The 682-nt window shown below is 58.7% G+C and carries 1 protein-coding gene; it reads right to left on the bottom strand.

What is annotated here, in order from left to right; genetic code table 11:
• Positions 1-682: amidohydrolase family protein (locus L693_RS0110470; protein WP_025717210.1), on the bottom strand; the 682-nt coding region annotated here is incomplete at both ends.

A 682-nucleotide genomic window follows, 5' to 3' on the forward strand; every position in this document is an offset into this window, starting at 1 on the left:
TTTTGCACAAATCCTGCGCAGGATCTGCCATGACTTCGCCTCTACGGACCGGAACGGTCATCCGTACTTCCTTCGTGTCCACGTGATTTTCCGTGACACGAATCACCCGTACAGGTACATTCCCCTCCTGTACTGGAGCCGCAATGCGGAAATCCGCAGCACTCAGCTCGTGTCCCAGACGGACCGTGTCCATCACTTCCGCGGGATACACGAAGCCCTCCCAGTCAGCCACCATTCGGCCGTACTCAGCCACCAGTTGGCCTGCTGCAATGGTCGCCGTCACGTTCACCTCGGCCAGTCGGCCCTCCAACAGAATAATGTCGGCAATCGCACTGGGGATAATCGAGCCGATATCCCGGGCTACACCGAAGCGTTCTGCCGTATTCAGCGTAGCCATTTGAAACGCAGTTATGGGCTTAACGCCCTGCGCAATGGCATGACGCACGACAAAATCCATCTGCCCCTCATGGAGCAGGGACTCCGCGCTGCGATCATCCGTCACCAGCATCATGCGGCGCGTATCGAGGCCCATTTCCGTGCTGGCGCGAATTGTCTCGGCCACATCATGCCATGCGGAGCCTTGCCGCATTTTGGCATACATGCCGAGCCGAATACGCTCGGCTACATCCTCGGGCGTGACACATTCGTGGTCGCCCGTAATTCCCGCGGCTGCATAGACCGG

Source organism: Paenibacillus sp. 1-18 (assembly GCF_000520755.1).
Taxonomy (GTDB): Bacteria; Bacillota; Bacilli; order Paenibacillales; family Paenibacillaceae; genus Paenibacillus; species Paenibacillus brasilensis.